Raw genomic sequence first — 17,280 nt, 5'->3', positions numbered from 1 at the left:
TATTTTTGTTATTGGATCAGAATTGTTTTCGCTTTAAGCGAAATAAACTGCTCCTTAATCTTCTAGGCGGATATCCAGACCTAGACCCTTAAGTTCATGCATCAATACGTTGAAAGATTCTGGAAGACCAGGCTCTGGCATTGGCTCTCCTTTTACAATACTTTCGTAAGTTTTAGCACGACCTATCACATCATCAGACTTAACTGTTAAGATCTCACGTAGTGTACTTGATGCTCCATAAGCTTCAAGTGCCCATACCTCCATCTCACCAAAACGCTGACCACCAAATTGTGCTTTACCACCTAGCGGTTGCTGCGTGATCAATGAGTAAGGACCTATAGAACGTGCGTGCATCTTATCATCAACCATGTGACCTAGCTTAAGCATGTAAATCACACCTACAGTTGCAGCTTGATCAAAACGCTCACCAGTACCACCATCATAAAGATGCGTGTGACCGAAACGTGGGATACCAGCTTTGTCTGTCAATTCATTGATTTGATCTAATGAAGCACCATCAAAAATAGGAGTCGCATACTTCTGACCTAGCTTTTGACCAGCCCATCCTAGTACAGTTTCATAAATCTGACCGATGTTCATACGAGAAGGTACACCTAGTGGGTTCAATACGATATCCACTGGAGTTCCATCTTCTAAGAATGGCATATCTTCCTGACGAACGATACGCGCTACGATACCTTTGTTACCGTGACGTCCCGCCATCTTATCACCTACTTTAAGTTTACGCTTTTTAGCAACATAAACCTTAGCAAGTTTGATAACACCTGCAGGAAGTTCATCTCCTACAGAGATAGTAAACTTCTCACGACGTAAGTTACCTTGAAGATCATTTTCTTTAATACGGTAGTTGTGTAATAGATCTGCAATTAAAATATTAGTTGCATCATCTGTTGTCCAAGTACCAGCAGTTAAATGCGTGTAATCTTCTACAGCGTTAAGCATCTTAAGTGTGAATTTCTTACCTTTTGGCAGGATCTCTTCACCTAGATCATTCTTAACACCTTGAGCGGTTTTACCGTTTACGAGTTGGAATAACTTGTCAACTAGCTTGTCTTTAAGCTCATCAAATTTCACATCATATTCTGCTTCAAGCTGTGCGATATCTTCTTTATCTTTTGCACGCTTGCGCTTATCTTTTATCGCTCTTGCGAAAAGTTTTTTGTCAATTACAACACCGCGTAGTGAAGGAGAAGCTTTTAAAGAAGCATCTTTTACATCACCAGCTTTGTCACCAAAGATCGCACGAAGTAATTTTTCTTCTGGTGTAGGATCTGATTCACCTTTAGGGGTGATTTTACCAATAAGGATATCACCAGGTTTAACTTCTGCACCAATACGGATCATACCAAATTCATCAAGGTCTTTAGTAGCCTCTTCTGAAACGTTTGGTATATCGTTTGTTAATTCTTCATTACCTAGCTTAGTATCTCTTACATCTAGAGAATACTCATCTACGTGAATAGAAGTAAAGATATCATCTCTTACAACTTTTTCTGAGATCACGATCGCATCCTCAAAGTTGTAACCTTTCCATGGCATGAAGGCCACTTTCATGTTACGACCTAGAGCAAGCTCTCCAGCCTCTGTTGCATATCCTTGACATAGAACCTGACCTTTCTTAACTCTGTCACCTTTTCTAACGATAGGTTTAAGGTTAATTGAAGTACCTTGGTTTGTCTTACGGAATTTGATAAGTTGATACGTTTTGCTATCTCCATCAAAGCTTACCATACGCTCATCGTCAGTACGGTCATACTTGATAGTGATCTCGTTTGCATCTACATATTCTACTTCACCATCTCCTTCTGCATTGATAAGTACACGTGAATCAGACGCAACCTGACGCTCAAGACCTGTTCCTACGATAGGAGAATCAACTCTAAGCAATGGTACTGCCTGACGCATCATGTTTGATCCCATCAAAGCACGGTTAGCATCATCATGCTCCAAGAAAGGAATAAGTGATGCCGAGATAGATGCGATTTGGTTAGGCGATACATCCGCATAGTGAACCTGATCTGGCTCTACTACCGGGAAGTCACCTTCCATACGAGCAATTACTTTCTCATCTTCAATTTTACCAGCATCATCCATTTCGTTGTTTGCTTGCGCAATCAACATTCCTTCTTCTTCCTCTGCACTTAGATACTGTGGTGTAGTTGAAAGATCAACTTTACCATCTTCAACCTTACGGTAAGGAGTCTCTATGAAGCCCATGTTATTTACTTTGGCGTATACAGCCAAAGAAGAAATAAGACCAATGTTTGGACCTTCAGGAGTTTCAATAGGACAAAGACGACCGTAGTGTGTATAGTGTACGTCACGAACCTCAAAACCTGCACGCTCTCGAGAAAGACCACCAGGCCCTAGTGCAGATAAACGACGCTTATGCGTGATCTCTGCAAGTGGGTTAGTTTGGTCCATAAACTGAGAAAGCTGGTTTGTACCAAAGAATGAATTGATAACTGAAGATAATGTCTTCGCATTGATCAAATCAATAGGAGTAAATACCTCGTTATCTCTAACATTCATTCTCTCACGGATGGTACGTGCCATACGAGCTAAACCAACACCAAACTGAGTAGACAACTGCTCACCTACTGTACGTACACGACGGTTAGAAAGGTGATCAATATCATCGATCTCAGCCTTAGAGTTGATCAACTCGATAAGATATTTTACAATGGTAATGATATCAAGTTTGGTAAGCACTTGCTCTTCCATACCGATCTCAAGACCTAATTTCTTGTTCATTCTATAACGACCAACTTCACCTAAGTTGTAACGCTGATCACTAAAGAATAATTTGTCAATAATACCACGTGCAGTTTCCTCATCTGGCGGCTCTGCATTACGTAATTGACGATATATATGCTCTACTGCCTCTTTTTCAGAGTTAGTAGGATCTTTTTGTAGTGTGTTGTGGATGATCGCATAATCAGCTTGCAAGTTATCCTCTTTATGAATAAGGATAGTTTTCGCGCCAGCGTCAAGGATCTCATCTACGTGCTCTTTCTCTAAGATAGTATCACGATCAAGAACGATCTCGTTACGCTCGATAGATACAACTTCACCTGTATCTTCATCCACGAAGTCCTCATGCCATGTGTTCAGTACACGTGCAGCAAGTTTTCTTCCTAAATATTTTTTAAGTCCGGTTTTTGAAACTTTAACCTCTTCTGCAAGGTCAAAGATCTCTAAGATATCTTTATCTCTCTCAAACCCGATCGCACGGAAAAGTGTAGTAACCGGTAACTTTTTCTTTCTGTCGATGTAAGCATACATCACGCTATTGATATCAGTAGCAAATTCAATCCAAGAACCTTTAAAAGGAATTACTCTTGCAGAATATAGCTTAGTACCATTTGCATGAAAAGACTGACCGAAGAATACACCTGGAGATCTGTGTAACTGTGATACAACTACACGCTCTGCACCGTTGATAACAAAAGTACCACTAGGAGTCATGTAAGGAATTGTACCTAAATAAACGTCCTGTACAATAGTCTCGAAGTCTTCATGCTCTTCATCTGTACAGTAAAGTTTAAGTCGCGCTTTTAATGGTACGCTATATGTAAGACCTCTCTCAATACACTCTTGGATAGAGTAACGTGGAGGATCTACGAAGTAATCTAGAAATTCTAGAACAAAGTTGTTACGGGTATCCGTGATGGGGAAGTTTTCTAGGAAGGTGTTATATAAACCCTCGTTCCCTCTTTCTTCAGACTTGGTCTCTAATTGAAAGAAATCCTGGAAGGACTTGATCTGGATATCCAAGAAATCTGGATAGTCAGGTCTATTCTTTATAGAAGAGAAATTCAGTCTTTCAGCTTGTTTTACTTGCATCTTCAACGAACGGAATTTGATTATTTGTTTTTAAAAGTCCAACACCTTAATGTTGGAAAGGGATCGGTTGTCTCGATCGACAATCTTAACTTGGTGTCGCAACTAAGATTTAACGTAAATCTTATATACGACAAATGGTTTAGGTCAATCTGAGCAATTCAGAAAGACCTAAACCTTTGTATTTATTGAGTTAGAGCTTACTTAAGCTCAACCTCTGCACCAGCTTCTTCTAGTTGAGCTTTGATCGCTTCAGCCTCATCTTTAGCAACACCTTCTTTGATTGGAGATGGAGCGTTATCTACAAGGTCTTTAGCATCCTTAAGACCTGCACCAGTTAATTCTTTTACAAGCTTAACTACAGCTAGTTTAGAACCACCAGCAGCTTTAAGGATTACATCAAATTCAGTTTGCTCTTCAGCAGCTTCACCACCAGCAGCAGCGCCACCAGCAACAGCAACTGCAGCAGCAGCTGGCTCGATGCCATACTCTTCTTTAAGGATATCAGCTAACTCATTAACTTCTTTTACAGTTAGGTTAACCAATTGTTCTGCGAATTCTTTAAGATCTGCCATTTTCTATCGTTTTAAAAAAATTGTTTTGTTATATAAAAATTTGAGTGCGTACTATTTTAACCTTCTTTCTCAGAAAGGGTTTTAAGGATTCCCGCAAGTTTACCTCCACCAGACTTAAGACCGCTAATAACGTTCTTAGCAGGAGATTGAAGAAGACTAATAACGTCTCCAATAAGCTCTTCACGAGATTTGATGTTAGCTAGAGCTTCTAGCTGATCATCTCCTACGTAAATTGCTTCTTCAATGAAAGCTCCCTTAAGAAGTGGTTTATCAGACTTCTTACGGAACTCCTGGATAACTTTTGCAGGCGCATTCCCTACCTCAGAAAGCATGATTGAAGTATTACCTTTAAGAGTTGTAGGTAATTCACCAAAATCCTTTTCTGAGCTTTCCATTGCTTTTGCAAGCAATGTATTTTTAACCACAGACAGTTGTATACCAGCTTTGAAGCATGCTCTACGCAACCTTGAAGTTGCATCTGCATTCAATCCTGAGATATCTGCCAAATAAATATTAGTAGTATCGGCTAACTGTGCAGTTAAATTTTCGATTACTTGTGCTTTTTCTTCTCTTGTCATGATATCGTCTATTTACTGCTCAGCGAAACGTTTTGAATCTACCTCTACACTAGGGCTCATTGTGCTTGACATATAAATACTTTTAATGTAAACACCTTTTGCCGCTTGAGGCTTCAATTTCACCAATGTGGTTATTAGTTCTTTCGCGTTAGCTGCAATTTTATCAGCTTCGAAAGATGCTTTACCTATAGCTGCGTGTACAATCCCGGTTTTATCAACTTTAAAGTCAATTTTACCAGCTTTAACATCACTTACCGCTTTTGCGATATCCATAGTAACAGTACCAGTCTTAGGGTTTGGCATTAAGCCACGAGGACCTAATACTCTACCTAGAGGACCTAATTTACCCATTACGCTAGGCATTGTGATGATAACATCTACATCAGTCCATCCACCTTTGATCTTATCAAGATACTCATCAAGACCTACGAAATCTGCACCAGCTTCTTTAGCCTCAGCTTCTTTATCTGGAGTCACAAGAGCAAGAACTTTTACATCCTTACCTGTACCGTGAGGTAGAGTTACTACACCACGAACCATTTGGTTAGCTTTACGTGGATCCACATTTAATCTAACCGCTAGATCTACTGAAGGGTCAAAGTTAACGCTAGAGATTTCTTTGATCAAAGAGGAAGCTTCAGCTAGAGTATAAGCTTTACCAGCCTCTACTTTACCGTTTGCTTCTTTTTGCTTTTTTGTCAATCTTGCCATTTCAAATGCTTTTTTCAATTAAAAAGGAGCTTGTCCTTTTACGGTTATACCCATTGATCTTGCAGTACCAGCAACCATTTTCATAGCGCTCTCTACGGTAAATGCATTAAGATCTGGCATTTTGTCTTCAGCAATATTCCTGATCTGATCCCAGCTAACACTTGCAACCTTCTTACGGTTAGGCTCACCTGAACCTCCTTTAATTTTGGCTGCTTCCATCAACTGAACTGCCGCTGGAGGAGTTTTAACAACAAAGTCAAACGACTTATCTCCATAAACGGTGATAACAACAGGAAGTACCTTACCAGCTTTATCTTGAGTTCTAGCATTAAATTGCTTACAGAACTCCATGATGTTTACACCGGCAGCACCTAAAGCTGGACCTACAGGTGGAGATGGGTTTGCGGCCCCTCCCCTAACTTGCAACTTTACAACCTTACTTACTTCTTTTGCCATTTTTAAAAATTTAGTTTGATATGCTCTTAAGTGGAAGCAGAAGAACGATATCTAATCTATAAAGCGTAACATTTATACTTTCTCAACTTGCATGTAGCTAAGCTCAAGAGGCGTCTTTCTTCCAAAAATCTTAACCATCACCTCAAGCTTGCGCTTTTCTTCGTTGATCTTCTCCACAGTTCCATTAAAACCATTGAAAGGACCATCTATAACTTTAATAGTTTCACCTAACACAAAAGGTATAGCTACATTATCAGTCTTAACTGCAAGCTCATCAACCTTTCCTAACATACGGTTAACTTCAGACTTTCTAAGCGGTACAGGATCCCCTCCTTTTACCTCACCAAGAAAACCTATAACTCCATTAATAGACTTAATAATGTGAGCTACTTCACCCCCTAGGTTAGCATTCACCATTATATATCCAGGAAAATAAACTCTTTCCTTATTTACTTTTTTACCATTACGTATTTGCACGACCTTTTCTGTAGGAACTAAGACCTGATCAACATAGTCTTCAAGATTAAATCTAGCAACCTCTTGCTCAATATAACCTTTAACTTTGTTCTCCTGCCCACTAACAGCTCTTACAACATACCAGTGCTTTTTGGTTTCAGTTTTTGCCATAACTATACCTTAAGCTCCCATTAGATCAAAATACCCTTCAATAAGACGGCCAAATACCATATCTACACCCCACACAGCAAGTGCGAAAAGAATAGAGAATACAGCAACCACCACAGTCAACCTTTGCGCTTCATTCAGCGGTGTCCAGGTAACGTGATTTTTAAGCTCGTTATAAGACTCTTGCAGGTAATTAATCAATCCAGCCATACTTATTAATATTTTCAGATATTCTGGGTCAAGCCCAAATTTTCTAAGATTTTATACTTTTTGCCGCAAGGCAAATACTCTGCACGGGTTGAGAGGCTCGAACTCCCGACACCTGGTTTTGGAGACCAGTGCTCTACCAACTGAGCTAAACCCGTAAATTAAATCGACCACACATTACATCTGGTCGATTATACAAGTCAAGGCGACCGCCGCAGCGAACGCCTTAACTCGGTATCTTTATAAAACTGTGATTAGTCTAGGATTTCAGTAACCTGACCTGCACCTACTGTTCTACCACCTTCACGGATAGCGAAACGTAAACCTAAGTTAAGCGCGATAGGCTGAATCAAATCTACAGTAATAGTAAGGTTATCACCTGGCATTACCATCTCTACACCATCAGGAAGTGCGATGTTACCAGTCACGTCAGTTGTACGTACGTAGAACTGTGGACGGTAGTTGTTATGGAATGGAGTGTGACGACCACCTTCTTCTTTCTTAAGGATATAAACCTCAGCTTTGAATTTTTTGTGAGGAGTTACAGATCCTGGCTTAGTAATTACCATACCACGAGAGATCTGAGCCTTATCAATACCACGTAGAAGGATACCTACGTTATCACCAGCTTCACCGCGATCAAGGATCTTACGAAACATCTCAACACCAGTAATAGTAGAAGTAAGTTTCTCAGCACCCATACCGATGATCTCAACAGGATCTCCAGTATTTGCAACACCAGTTTCAATACGACCAGTTGCTACAGTACCACGACCAGTAATAGAGAATACATCTTCGATTGGCATAAGGAATGGCTTATCAACCTCACGAGTTGGCTCTTCGATCCAGTTATCAACAGCTTCCATAAGCTCCATAACTTTATCAACCCATTTTTGCTCACCGTTAAGCGCACCTAGAGCAGAACCTTGTACAACAGGACCATTATCACCATCATACTCGTAGAAGCTAAGAAGATCGCGTACTTCCATCTCAACTAACTCAAGAAGCTCTTCATCATCAACCATATCCACTTTATTCATGAATACAACGATACGAGGAATACCTACCTGACGACCAAGAAGGATGTGCTCACGAGTTTGTGGCATAGGACCATCAGTCGCAGCAACAACAAGGATAGCACCGTCCATCTGAGCAGCACCAGTTACCATGTTCTTTACGTAATCCGCGTGACCTGGACAGTCAACGTGTGCGTAGTGACGGTTAGCTGTTTGATACTCTACGTGAGAAGTGTTAATTGTAATACCTCTTTCTTTTTCTTCAGGAGCGTTGTCAATAGAGTCAAAGCTACGAAGCTCAGAAAGACCTGCGTTTGCAAGTACAGTAGTAATTGCAGCAGTCAAAGTGGTTTTACCGTGATCTACGTGTCCAATAGTACCAATATTTAAGTGGGGTTTGGAACGATCAAAAGTTTCCTTTGCCATGATTTAAATGATTTTAATCTTAGTTATATATTAGTGTTCAATTTTAAAGCCGGATGGAGTAGCACGAGTTTCTGGATACACCAAAAACGAGCGTTATACACACCCGTTATTAAAACAACTTTATTCAAAGTTTTTGAGCCAACGACGGGATTTGAACCCGTGGCCTCTTCCTTACCAAGGAAACGCTCTACCCCTGAGCTACGTCGGCGTAAAGAATTCTTCATTTCCTAAAAAGGAAAAAGGAATTGCACTCGTTATTTTCAGGATTTACACCCTGAAAAAATCAGAGCGGAAGACCGGGTTCGAACCGGCGACATTCAGCTTGGAAGGCTGACGCTCTACCAACTGAGCTACTTCCGCATTTTATTCTTATTTTTAGGCGTGCAAAATTAAAAATTCAACACAAACAACCAAACAAGAATTACAATAAAAAATTTGTGGGGAGAGCAGGATTCGAACCTGCGAAGTCTAATGACAACAGAGTTACAGTCTGTCCTCGTTGGCCGCTTGAGTATCTCCCCGAATTGGTAATTTTCAATATTTCAAAAAACGCTTCGACTGTGCGCCGCGCAAGCTTTTTCAAGCTTTAAAAAAGAGCCGATGGAGGGACTCGAACCCACGACCTGCTGATTACAAATCAGCTGCTCTAGCCAGCTGAGCTACATCGGCTTTTTATGCTTTCTTTTTCATAAAAAAGCCCGTCTTTTTCAAACGGACTGCAAATGTAGAACAAATTTGGTTCTGACAAAACTTTCGCGAAGATTTTTTTTAAAAAAATTTACGCGCTAATTTTTCGCTTTCTCTTAAGTAGCAATCTCTCAAGCGAATGCGCACAACAGTCTGCTCCCTCTTCAAAAGTCTTTGCTTGCTTTTTTACCATAAATTCATCTCCAGGAACACTCACTAGTATCTCCACAAGCTTATTTTCTTTAGACTTTGTTTTTTGAACTTTCATGTAAACATCAGCATAAACTATCTTGTCATAATACTGTTCTAGCTTGTCTAGCTTCTTTTGAACAAAATTAATTAGTTTCTGATCAGCGATGAAGTTGGGTGTTTGCACATTTACTTTCATAACTACATGTATTAAGGGTTAGTATTCACTGTTTCTTACCGCGAGGATGGGCAGCTTTGTGTACCTGGCTTAAACCCGCTATCGTATTATGTGTGTAAACCTGAGTAGCAGCAAGACTAGAATGCCCAAGCAGTTCTTTAACAGCATTTAAATCTGCCCCATTGTTAAGCAAGTGCGTCGCAAATGTATGTCTTAGCATATGCGGGCTCTTCTTAACCTTATGAGACACCCTACTAAAATAATCATTAATCTTTCGGTAAACAAGCGAATCATTCATTTTAGCACCGCGATCAGACAACAAAATCGCTTTAGTAGATGTTTCTCCCCACTCTTTTTTGCGCTCTTCTAGGTAAACCTGCATTGTCTTTCTCAAAAATGGCAATAGAGGCACTAAACGTTCTTTATTTCGTTTTCCTAAAACCCGAATAGTTTGATTAGAAAAATCAACATCATTAACCTCAAGATTGATCAGCTCGCTACGACGCATTCCTGTACCATAAAAAAGCTCGATCATTAATTTATCTCTTAGGCTATAAAAATCTGTTGCGTTATCAAAATCTCGCAACACCTCCTCTACTTCGTCCTGAGAAAAAGGAGCGTCTACTCGTTTCTTAATTTTAAATGATTTGTGCTGTTGTAGTGGCGAAATTTCTACCTCTTCAATCTTTAGGAGAAATTTGTAGTATGATTTAAGTGAAGACACTTTTCTATTTATACTGCGATTGCTAAGATCTTTTTCAGCCAGATCCACGATCCAGCTTCTGATCATTGAATAATTCACCTCGGCAGGTTTTAATGTGCCATGCGTAGCTTCCGCGAAAGCGAAAAAAGCATTTATATCATCACCATACGCCTTTACCGTATGCGCACTGTAACGCTTCTCAAGCTGCAGATACTCTATAAATTTATCAAGTAGCATAGATACAATATAAAAAAATCCGCTGTAAGGATACCCTACAGCGGATTTAATATTATGTTGAAAGAGGATTAGTCTCTCGTTAAAAATCCCAATGATCTCGCTTAAAGCGAAATGAACGGATTCTTATATATTCTCTTGATCGCGAAGCGACTGAATATAAGCAGCTTTTTGAACTTCTCTTCTGCGTTGCACAGAAGGTTTTGTGAACTGCTGACGATCACGAAGCTTACGCATCGTACCTGTACGATCAAACTTACGCTTGAAACGCTTTAGCGCTCTATCTATATTCTCTCCGTCCTTTACTGGTATTATTAACATAGTGCTACCTCCTTTCTTTTGTGATTTTTAAGGTCGCAAAGATAGTCCTTTTTATCAGAACGCAAACCTTAACTAAATTTATTTTTAAAATCTTTTATTATTTGTCTGTTGCTGGTTTATAGGTCTTATTATCTATAACCATTTTTGCGATGATCTCTTTAAGTATTTCAGATGTACCACCGCCTATAGGTCCTAGCCTACTATCTCTAAACAGTCTTGCTAATGGATAATCTTCCATATACCCATAACCGCCTAATAATTGCAGCGCATCATAAATAACCTCGTCTGCCATTTTTGTACTCATAAGCTTTGAGATACTCGCTTCCTTAACTACATAATCGCCTTTATCCATATTATAAGCGATGTTATAATTAAAGGTTTTGCACATCTCTACCTTGCTCACCATCTCTACCACTTTATGACGTAGCGCTTGGAATTCGTTAAGCTTTTTACCAAATGCTTCGCGCTCCTTCATATAGCCTAAGATATAATCTACCGCATATTCTGCACGCGCATGCGCATTAACACCCATAATAAGTCGCTCAAGGGCGAAATGTTGCATGATAAAACTAAAGCCTTGCCCTTCTGAACCTAGAAGATTCTCTGCAGGAACTTTTACATCTGTAAATGCGATCTCACCGGTATCTGAAGCTCTCCAGCCTAGTTTATTCAACTTTGTGGCTGCTACACCAGCTTCTTTACTATCTACTACAAAAAGGCTTATCCCTTTATTTCCTTTTTCTGGATCTGTTTTAGCAGCGACAACCATATAATCGCTGTACACTCCATTTGTGATAAAGGTTTTAGAACCATTAAGAATGTAATGATCACCGTTCTTAACCGCCGTACTTCTCATCGCCGCTACGTCACTTCCGCCGAAAGGCTCAGTAATACAAAGACAACCTATTTTTTCTCCAGCGATACTTGGCGCGAGGTACGTATTTTTTATATACTCATCACCTTCTGCGTTAAGATGCGTCATCGCAAGATAAGCGTGTGCCCACATTGCAGCCGCAAAACCACCAGAGCGCACTTTTTGCAACTCTTCTAAAAATATAATGGTATAAAAAATATCGAGATCAAGCCCACCATAGCTTTCTGGATAAGCGAGGCCAAAGAAGCCCATATCTCCAAATTTCTTCCAAATTGAGCGATCTATCTTCCCAGCTTCCTCCCATGCATCTATGTGCGGAGCAACTTCTTTGTTTAAAAAATCGCGTAGGCTTTCTCTAAAGAGATTGTGCTCTTCTGAAAAAAACATCTTATTCATTGACAAATTTTAGGGTTTAAAAAATACTTTGGTTGGTAAGTTTCAAAGTAAAGGATCACCTTTGATCGGTCAACAAATATAGTTTAATTCGATCAAAAGTAAACGGAGTGATTCCTTGTATTTTTTTGAGTTGGGCGATAGAATCTATCCCTTCATGTAAGTTGCGATAATCTACAATATCGCGTGCAAGACGATAATTCATAAACGGCAAAACCGAAAGATCTGAAGCGCTTGCCGTATTCACATTAAGCTTTTTTACCTCTGGTTTTGTCTTTACTGTAAACCCATCGCGAATCGCCCGTACGACTTCTGCCGGCAAACCGTCAACATCATATAATTGAAAATCCTCAGCAAATCCGTTATAGCGCTCTCTGTATTGTATTATGGCTTGCGCCAAATCTTGTGTGACACCATCTACGGTTTTAAGATCTTCAGCTGTTGCTGCGTTTAGGTCTTTCTTCTGAGCTACAGTTTTCTTTGACCATTCCTTTTTTGAGGAAGGTTTAGGGTTAGTTACCCAATCTGGAAATTTAAAATAAGGAGAAATCGCAGCCAGTAAAGAATCAGACACTCCAGTTACTTCTTGAAAATCTGCTGCAGAGTTTATCCATTTATCGCTTTCGCGGAAAGCATGCAACTTATCGATCTCTTCCACCTTCATGCCTAAAGTGTAGCCGCGATAGTCTGTAATGTAATTGGGATTAAAAGGATAAATAGTGTCTTTAACTTCAGCTAACTTTAATTGTTTGAGGCTGTCTATTTTTCGCCGTAAGGCAAGCTCCTCAACATCTGAAGCGACAGAATAACTAGCACTATTCTGAAAGTAAAGTGCTACAATACCAATAATGATAAGTAGCGTTAAAAATAAAATCCCGCTTCGTTGGCGTTTATCCATTTCGAAGCGGGATTTTGATATTTTCATTTTAAGCTGTTTTACACCTCTTTGGTAAGGTCTTCAGCACCTTCTTCAATTGCTTCGTGCTTTACCTTGATCGCTTTGAGGTATTTATTAAGTTCTTTTCTAACGTTAGGCGTTAATAAAATAACACCTATAATGTTAGGAACTACCATCGCAAAGATCATTGCATCAGAGAAGTTGATCACAGATCCTAAACTAATAGAAGCTCCAACTATCACGAAAATTAAGAATAAAAACTTATAAACCAAGTCAGTAAGTTTCCCTTTACCAAAAAGGTACTTCCAACCTTGCATACCATAGTAAGACCAAGAGATCATTGTAGAGAATGCAAACAAGATAACCGCAATAGTAAGTACGATAGAGAATCCTGGGATAACAGTTTCAAAAGCTGTTGCAGTAAGCTCTACACCTTCTGTGATTTCTTGACCATAAGTAAGGAATGGCGCATCAAAGTTTGTAATGATAATTACAAGCGCTGTCATTGTACAGATAACTACTGTATCAACAAATGGCTCAAGCAATGCTACAATACCTTCTGAAGCTGGATACTTTGTACGCACAGCAGAGTGAGCAATTGCCGCAGATCCTACACCTGCCTCGTTAGAGAATGCTCCACGACGAATACCTTGGATCATTACACCTACAAGACCACCAGCAATACCTAAGCCTGAAAATGCACCTTCAAAGATCAACCCGAAAGCATCATCAATACTATGCCAGTGTACAGCAAGAATTACAAGTGCTGCAAGAACATAGATACCAGCCATAAAAGGAACGATCTTTTCTGTAACAGAAGCGATACGCTTAATACCCCCAATGATCACGATAGCAACCAAAGCAGACATTACAAAACCGAAATACATACCAGCGTTAGGACCTAAGTCAAAAAGTTGAGTGAACTGTGCCGCCGCTTGGTTAGCTTGGAACATGTTACCACCTCCAAAAGATCCACCGATCACGAAGATCGCGAATACTACAGCTAATACTTTACCAAGACCAGCCATATTCTTCTCGCCAAGACCTTTTTTAAGGTAGTACATAGGACCACCGTAAACAGTTCCGTCAGGACCTACATCACGATATTTTACACCCAGTGTACACTCAGCAAACTTAGATGCCATACCTAGAAGACCAGCAACGATCATCCAGAATGTAGCACCAGGACCACCTATAGAAAGTGCCACAGCAACACCAGCGATGTTACCTAGACCTACAGTTGCAGATAATGCAGCAGTTAATGCCTGGAAGTGAGAAACCTCACCATCTGCACCTTCATCTTTAATAGTTTCAAATACATCTCCTCCTGGAGTTTGATCTCCATAAAGTGTATCTACGCCATGTTTTTCAATATCTTCATATTTACCTTGAACAACTTTGATCGCAGTCCAGAAACCAGTGAAGTTTATTAATTTGAAGTAAATGGTAAAAAATAATGCTCCGCCTACAAGAACGAGAAGCACCCATGGAATTTGTAGCGTATCGCTGAAAGGAATTTCTGCAAAGATACCTTGCACGAACCAGTCAGTATAGTCTTTAAAGGTTTGATCTATTTTCTCCGAAACGCTAAGGCCATCTGCCTCTTGCGCAAAAGTTAGTAATGGCAAGCATAAGGCAAAAAGCGATAGAAGTTTTTTCTTCATGTTCAATTTGTAGATTTGTTAAATAATTCAAATTAGGAAGTGGGCAATTTCCTAAAAAATTAGGCTTTATCAAAGGTTATGGCGTTAAAATGTAAAGCAAACGTTAAATCTGGTGTTGAAAATGATATCAAATTGAAAATTCCCTGTGCAATTGTTCAATCTGCTCAGGACGGCCTATTACTATAAGTTTACTTCTTTCTTCAATTACCAGACTTGCCTCAGGATTAATGATATAGTTACCATCTGGAGCTTTATATCCTATGATAGAACAGCCCGTACGGTTGCGTAAATCTATATCTCGTATGGTTCTATCTTTTTTGTCTGGACAAACGTCATGATAAGTGATCTCTTTGACGTTCACACTACCCGCTGTAGAAACTGATAAATTATCTAGAAACTCCACAAGATCAGGAGTTACCACAAGACTTGCCATCTGATCTCCACCTATCTTATCTGGCAAAATAACATTGTCTGCACCAGCAAATTTTAGCTTCTCATAGGTAGTTTCGGCGGAAGCCCTACTAATGATCTTCATTTTTTTATTCAATTGCCTTGCAGATAACACTACGAAAAGGTTATCACTATCATTAGGTAACGCGCTAATTAGCGTTGAAGCACGCTCAACTCCGGCTTGAAAAAGCGTTTCATCCTCATTTGCATTACCAGTTACGAAAAGATATTCGTCACTTTCAAACTTCTCAACCAGCTGTTCATCCTTCTCAATAACCACAAAATTCTTGTTGTACGTTTTAAGCTTTTGAACCGCTTGCTTCCCATTGCGACCATAACCCACAACGATCACATGGTCCTTAAGTTGATCTATTTTTCGTTGCACCTGTTTTTTCTTTAATAATTGATAATTGCTTCTGCTAAGCACATATTCTGTAACTATAGAAATTGCGTAACCCAATGCAAAAACACTGGTAAGAATAAGAATGATAGTAAAGATCTTTGCAGCATCATTAAGCGGTTCTACTTCGCCAAAACCCACCGTGCTTATGGTAATTATGGTCATATAGACGGCGTCTGTCCAATTATAACCGGCAAAGATCTTAAAGCCCAAAATCCCCATGGTTAACATAGAGACCACAAGAATCAAGGCGATATATATTTTTGACCTAAATAATTTAAGCATCCTTATAGATCAAAGACAGATGAACGTTTTGTGTAAACCAGATCCTTTAACTTAAGCCAGAAGGCCAGCGTCAAATAAATCGCAAAACCTAGCCCAAATGTGGCAAACGAAATGTAAATAAAAAACAACCTTACATTTTTTGCTCTAATTCCCATTCTGTCTGCCAGTCGCGAAGAAACATAAAAGCCGTTGCGTTCAAAATAATGGCGTAGTCTTATCATCATTCCCATAGCTGCAAATTAGCAAAATTAAAGTTTAGGATTATCGCTTATTAAATAATTGCCCACCCGGCATTGCAAACACCTGTTTTTATCGCAATATTCCTTTTTCAATTGTAAGATCGCTTGTGAGGATAATGCGTTTTTATCCAACGTTCTTAACTTCATAAAACCATTCACAATGCTGTTTTTTTCAATAGGCAACGAACTCAGCAAATCAATTAAAGCTTCTTCATTGTATTCGTTTTGCTTTCGCCAAAAGGCAAACTTCAATGGCACGATCGTATTAATGATAAGCAGATCTATAAATGCGGTAGATAGCTTTTTGCGTTTTAAAGGATGTGATTTTGCAAAAGTGTAATGCGTTTGCCAGTAATCAGAGGTCTCAACTTGTAATATCTCGTATATTTTTTCTTTGGCTTTCGCCGAAATCAACTGAGAAAACAACCCTTCGCGCGATTCATAAAGCTGCGCCAATTGAGACAGTCTCACCGTAGGAAAGTTCTGCGGTCGCAGTTTAAAGAACTGAACTGGCTGAGTTATTTTTTGGCTTAAGCCAAATTTACTCACGAGATATTCATATTCCATTTTCATCCTAAGCACCGCAGCATCTTCGGTAGTTTCTGGCAAAAGATCACAAGTCCCGAGAAGAAGATTTTCAAGTTTTCCTTTATCTGTACTGCATTTTCTAACCACAGCAAACGGAAGAATTTCGGCCATATTTATAAAGGAAGCCGCATTGATCTTTGTGCCAAAATTTCGCGCAAGCATTTTAAAAAGTACAGCTTCCCAATCGTTTGCAGATGCTTCAAGAAGTGTTTCAATTTCGCGTACTTTTCGCTCTAAGCGCACAAAAAACAATCGCTCAATCCAAGGAATAATAACTGTTTCTGGCACTTCAGCAAAATCTTTCTCGCAGTTAACAAACTGTTTTTTGCTAGTATTAAAGAGTTTAAAATACCGCTGCAAGACTTCGCCAGACACAAAATCGCTGAGCTTCACGGTGGGAATCGCGCAATTTGCCTTGTCATAAACCTCAACATCGTGTTCCCAAACCACATGCAAGATCACGTTATCATACGCAGCATCATTTTCATGACCGTGCGCATACCAATCTGAAGATTTTAAATGAATTTCTACATTGCCCGCCCAGCGCTGCTGGCCTATTCTTAACTGCGCGTTAAAGAAATCTGGACCCGCAAGCAGGTTATGTTGACCAGGATTAAGCACCTCAATCTGCTGATGATCTGTGGTCTTAAGCTGCAAGAAATCATACTTCTTGAACTTCCAGAGATAATGAAGAAAATCTTCTTTCATAACATAAATCTA

The 17,280-nt window shown here is 39.6% G+C and carries 17 protein-coding genes and 5 tRNA genes; all 22 read right to left on the bottom strand.

Features of this window, described 5'->3' with window-relative positions:
* Positions 1–54: 54 nt before the first annotated feature.
* The 22 genes from rpoB to ACZ5L8_RS02850 all read right to left on the bottom strand — a co-directional run bounded on the left by rpoB (position 55) and on the right by ACZ5L8_RS02850 (position 17,268).
* A complete protein-coding gene (rpoB, locus tag ACZ5L8_RS02955; protein ID WP_464439640.1) occupies positions 55–3,867 on the bottom strand; it encodes a DNA-directed RNA polymerase subunit beta in 3,813 nt (1,270 codons plus the stop codon).
* Positions 3,868–4,064: 197 nt separating this feature from the next.
* Complete coding sequence (gene rplL / locus ACZ5L8_RS02950) at positions 4,065–4,439, bottom strand: 50S ribosomal protein L7/L12 (protein ID WP_462598937.1); 375 nt, start codon at positions 4,437–4,439, stop codon at positions 4,065–4,067.
* A gap of 56 nt (positions 4,440–4,495) precedes the next feature.
* Positions 4,496–5,017, bottom strand: coding sequence for a 50S ribosomal protein L10 (gene rplJ, locus ACZ5L8_RS02945; protein ID WP_464439638.1), 522 nt, complete (start codon positions 5,015–5,017; stop codon positions 4,496–4,498).
* 12 nt (positions 5,018–5,029) lie between these two features.
* Complete coding sequence (rplA, locus tag ACZ5L8_RS02940) at positions 5,030–5,728, bottom strand: 50S ribosomal protein L1 (RefSeq protein WP_464439637.1); 699 nt, start codon at positions 5,726–5,728, stop codon at positions 5,030–5,032.
* A gap of 18 nt (positions 5,729–5,746) precedes the next feature.
* On the bottom strand, positions 5,747–6,184 hold the full coding sequence (gene rplK / locus ACZ5L8_RS02935) for a 50S ribosomal protein L11 (protein WP_462598940.1): 438 nt from the start codon (positions 6,182–6,184) through the stop codon (positions 5,747–5,749).
* Between the two features lie 72 nt (positions 6,185–6,256).
* On the bottom strand, positions 6,257–6,811 hold the full coding sequence (gene nusG, locus ACZ5L8_RS02930) for a transcription termination/antitermination protein NusG (RefSeq protein ID WP_462598941.1): 555 nt from the start codon (positions 6,809–6,811) through the stop codon (positions 6,257–6,259).
* A gap of 9 nt (positions 6,812–6,820) precedes the next feature.
* Entirely contained in the window at positions 6,821–7,018 is a 198-nt protein-coding gene (gene secE / locus ACZ5L8_RS02925; protein ID WP_462598942.1) for a preprotein translocase subunit SecE, read from the bottom strand.
* Between the two features lie 82 nt (positions 7,019–7,100).
* Positions 7,101–7,173 (bottom strand) — tRNA-Trp (locus ACZ5L8_RS02920).
* Positions 7,174–7,269: 96 nt separating this feature from the next.
* A complete protein-coding gene (tuf, locus tag ACZ5L8_RS02915) occupies positions 7,270–8,457 on the bottom strand; it encodes an elongation factor Tu (protein WP_464439636.1) in 1,188 nt (395 codons plus the stop codon).
* A 136-nt stretch (positions 8,458–8,593) separates the two neighbouring features.
* A tRNA-Thr gene (locus tag ACZ5L8_RS02910) sits at positions 8,594–8,665 on the bottom strand.
* A 79-nt stretch (positions 8,666–8,744) separates the two neighbouring features.
* Positions 8,745–8,817 (bottom strand) — tRNA-Gly (locus ACZ5L8_RS02905).
* 78 nt (positions 8,818–8,895) lie between these two features.
* Positions 8,896–8,978 (bottom strand) — tRNA-Tyr (locus tag ACZ5L8_RS02900).
* A 74-nt stretch (positions 8,979–9,052) separates the two neighbouring features.
* Positions 9,053–9,126, bottom strand: a tRNA-Thr gene (locus ACZ5L8_RS02895).
* Positions 9,127–9,235: 109 nt separating this feature from the next.
* Positions 9,236–9,532 carry an HPF/RaiA family ribosome-associated protein gene (locus ACZ5L8_RS02890; RefSeq protein WP_462598944.1) on the bottom strand — a complete coding sequence of 99 codons (297 nt, stop codon included), beginning with the start codon at positions 9,530–9,532 and terminating at the stop codon, positions 9,236–9,238.
* A 25-nt stretch (positions 9,533–9,557) separates the two neighbouring features.
* Positions 9,558–10,451 (bottom strand): tyrosine-type recombinase/integrase, encoded by an 894-nt coding sequence (locus tag ACZ5L8_RS02885; protein WP_464439633.1) that lies wholly within the window; start codon positions 10,449–10,451, stop codon positions 9,558–9,560.
* A gap of 123 nt (positions 10,452–10,574) precedes the next feature.
* Positions 10,575–10,769, bottom strand: coding sequence for a 30S ribosomal protein S21 (gene rpsU, locus ACZ5L8_RS02880; protein ID WP_462598946.1), 195 nt, complete (start codon positions 10,767–10,769; stop codon positions 10,575–10,577).
* 97 nt (positions 10,770–10,866) lie between these two features.
* On the bottom strand, positions 10,867–12,039 hold the full coding sequence (locus tag ACZ5L8_RS02875) for an acyl-CoA dehydrogenase family protein (RefSeq protein WP_464439632.1): 1,173 nt from the start codon (positions 12,037–12,039) through the stop codon (positions 10,867–10,869).
* A gap of 55 nt (positions 12,040–12,094) precedes the next feature.
* Positions 12,095–12,934, bottom strand: a complete 840-nt coding sequence (locus ACZ5L8_RS02870; RefSeq protein WP_464439630.1) for a ComEA family DNA-binding protein — start codon at positions 12,932–12,934, stop codon at positions 12,095–12,097.
* A gap of 38 nt (positions 12,935–12,972) precedes the next feature.
* On the bottom strand, positions 12,973–14,598 hold the full coding sequence (locus ACZ5L8_RS02865) for an alanine/glycine:cation symporter family protein (RefSeq protein ID WP_464439629.1): 1,626 nt from the start codon (positions 14,596–14,598) through the stop codon (positions 12,973–12,975).
* Positions 14,599–14,725: 127 nt separating this feature from the next.
* Positions 14,726–15,733 carry a potassium channel family protein gene (locus ACZ5L8_RS02860; RefSeq protein WP_462598950.1) on the bottom strand — a complete coding sequence of 336 codons (1,008 nt, stop codon included), beginning with the start codon at positions 15,731–15,733 and terminating at the stop codon, positions 14,726–14,728.
* 2 nt (positions 15,734–15,735) lie between these two features.
* Positions 15,736–15,954, bottom strand: a complete 219-nt coding sequence (locus tag ACZ5L8_RS02855) for a PspC domain-containing protein (RefSeq protein ID WP_462600445.1) — start codon at positions 15,952–15,954, stop codon at positions 15,736–15,738.
* 27 nt (positions 15,955–15,981) lie between these two features.
* Entirely contained in the window at positions 15,982–17,268 is a 1,287-nt protein-coding gene (locus tag ACZ5L8_RS02850; protein WP_464439627.1) for a DUF2851 family protein, read from the bottom strand.
* Between the last annotated feature and the right edge of the window lie 12 nt (positions 17,269–17,280).

The sequence above is a fragment of the Leeuwenhoekiella obamensis genome (assembly GCF_055391795.1).
Note: the sequence above shows the minus strand (reverse complement) of the source record. Positions and strands in the feature narration are given on the sequence as shown.

Coding starts and splice junctions, on each gene's coding strand:
- rpoB (WP_464439640.1), bottom strand. CDS start 3,867: ATGCAAGTAAAACAAGCTGAAAGACTGAATTTCTCTTCTATAAAGAAT.
- rplL (WP_462598937.1), bottom strand. CDS start 4,439: ATGGCAGATCTTAAAGAATTCGCAGAACAATTGGTTAACCTAACTGTA.
- rplJ (WP_464439638.1), bottom strand. CDS start 5,017: ATGACAAGAGAAGAAAAAGCACAAGTAATCGAAAATTTAACTGCACAG.
- rplA (WP_464439637.1), bottom strand. CDS start 5,728: ATGGCAAGATTGACAAAAAAGCAAAAAGAAGCAAACGGTAAAGTAGAG.
- rplK (WP_462598940.1), bottom strand. CDS start 6,184: ATGGCAAAAGAAGTAAGTAAGGTTGTAAAGTTGCAAGTTAGGGGAGGG.
- nusG (WP_462598941.1), bottom strand. CDS start 6,811: ATGGCAAAAACTGAAACCAAAAAGCACTGGTATGTTGTAAGAGCTGTT.
- secE (WP_462598942.1), bottom strand. CDS start 7,018: ATGGCTGGATTGATTAATTACCTGCAAGAGTCTTATAACGAGCTTAAA.
- tuf (WP_464439636.1), bottom strand. CDS start 8,457: ATGGCAAAGGAAACTTTTGATCGTTCCAAACCCCACTTAAATATTGGT.
- ACZ5L8_RS02890 (WP_462598944.1), bottom strand. CDS start 9,532: ATGAAAGTAAATGTGCAAACACCCAACTTCATCGCTGATCAGAAACTA.
- ACZ5L8_RS02885 (WP_464439633.1), bottom strand. CDS start 10,451: ATGCTACTTGATAAATTTATAGAGTATCTGCAGCTTGAGAAGCGTTAC.
- rpsU (WP_462598946.1), bottom strand. CDS start 10,769: ATGTTAATAATACCAGTAAAGGACGGAGAGAATATAGATAGAGCGCTA.
- ACZ5L8_RS02875 (WP_464439632.1), bottom strand. CDS start 12,039: ATGAATAAGATGTTTTTTTCAGAAGAGCACAATCTCTTTAGAGAAAGC.
- ACZ5L8_RS02870 (WP_464439630.1), bottom strand. CDS start 12,934: ATGGATAAACGCCAACGAAGCGGGATTTTATTTTTAACGCTACTTATC.
- ACZ5L8_RS02865 (WP_464439629.1), bottom strand. CDS start 14,598: ATGAAGAAAAAACTTCTATCGCTTTTTGCCTTATGCTTGCCATTACTA.
- ACZ5L8_RS02860 (WP_462598950.1), bottom strand. CDS start 15,733: ATGCTTAAATTATTTAGGTCAAAAATATATATCGCCTTGATTCTTGTG.
- ACZ5L8_RS02855 (WP_462600445.1), bottom strand. CDS start 15,954: ATGATAAGACTACGCCATTATTTTGAACGCAACGGCTTTTATGTTTCT.
- ACZ5L8_RS02850 (WP_464439627.1), bottom strand. CDS start 17,268: ATGAAAGAAGATTTTCTTCATTATCTCTGGAAGTTCAAGAAGTATGAT.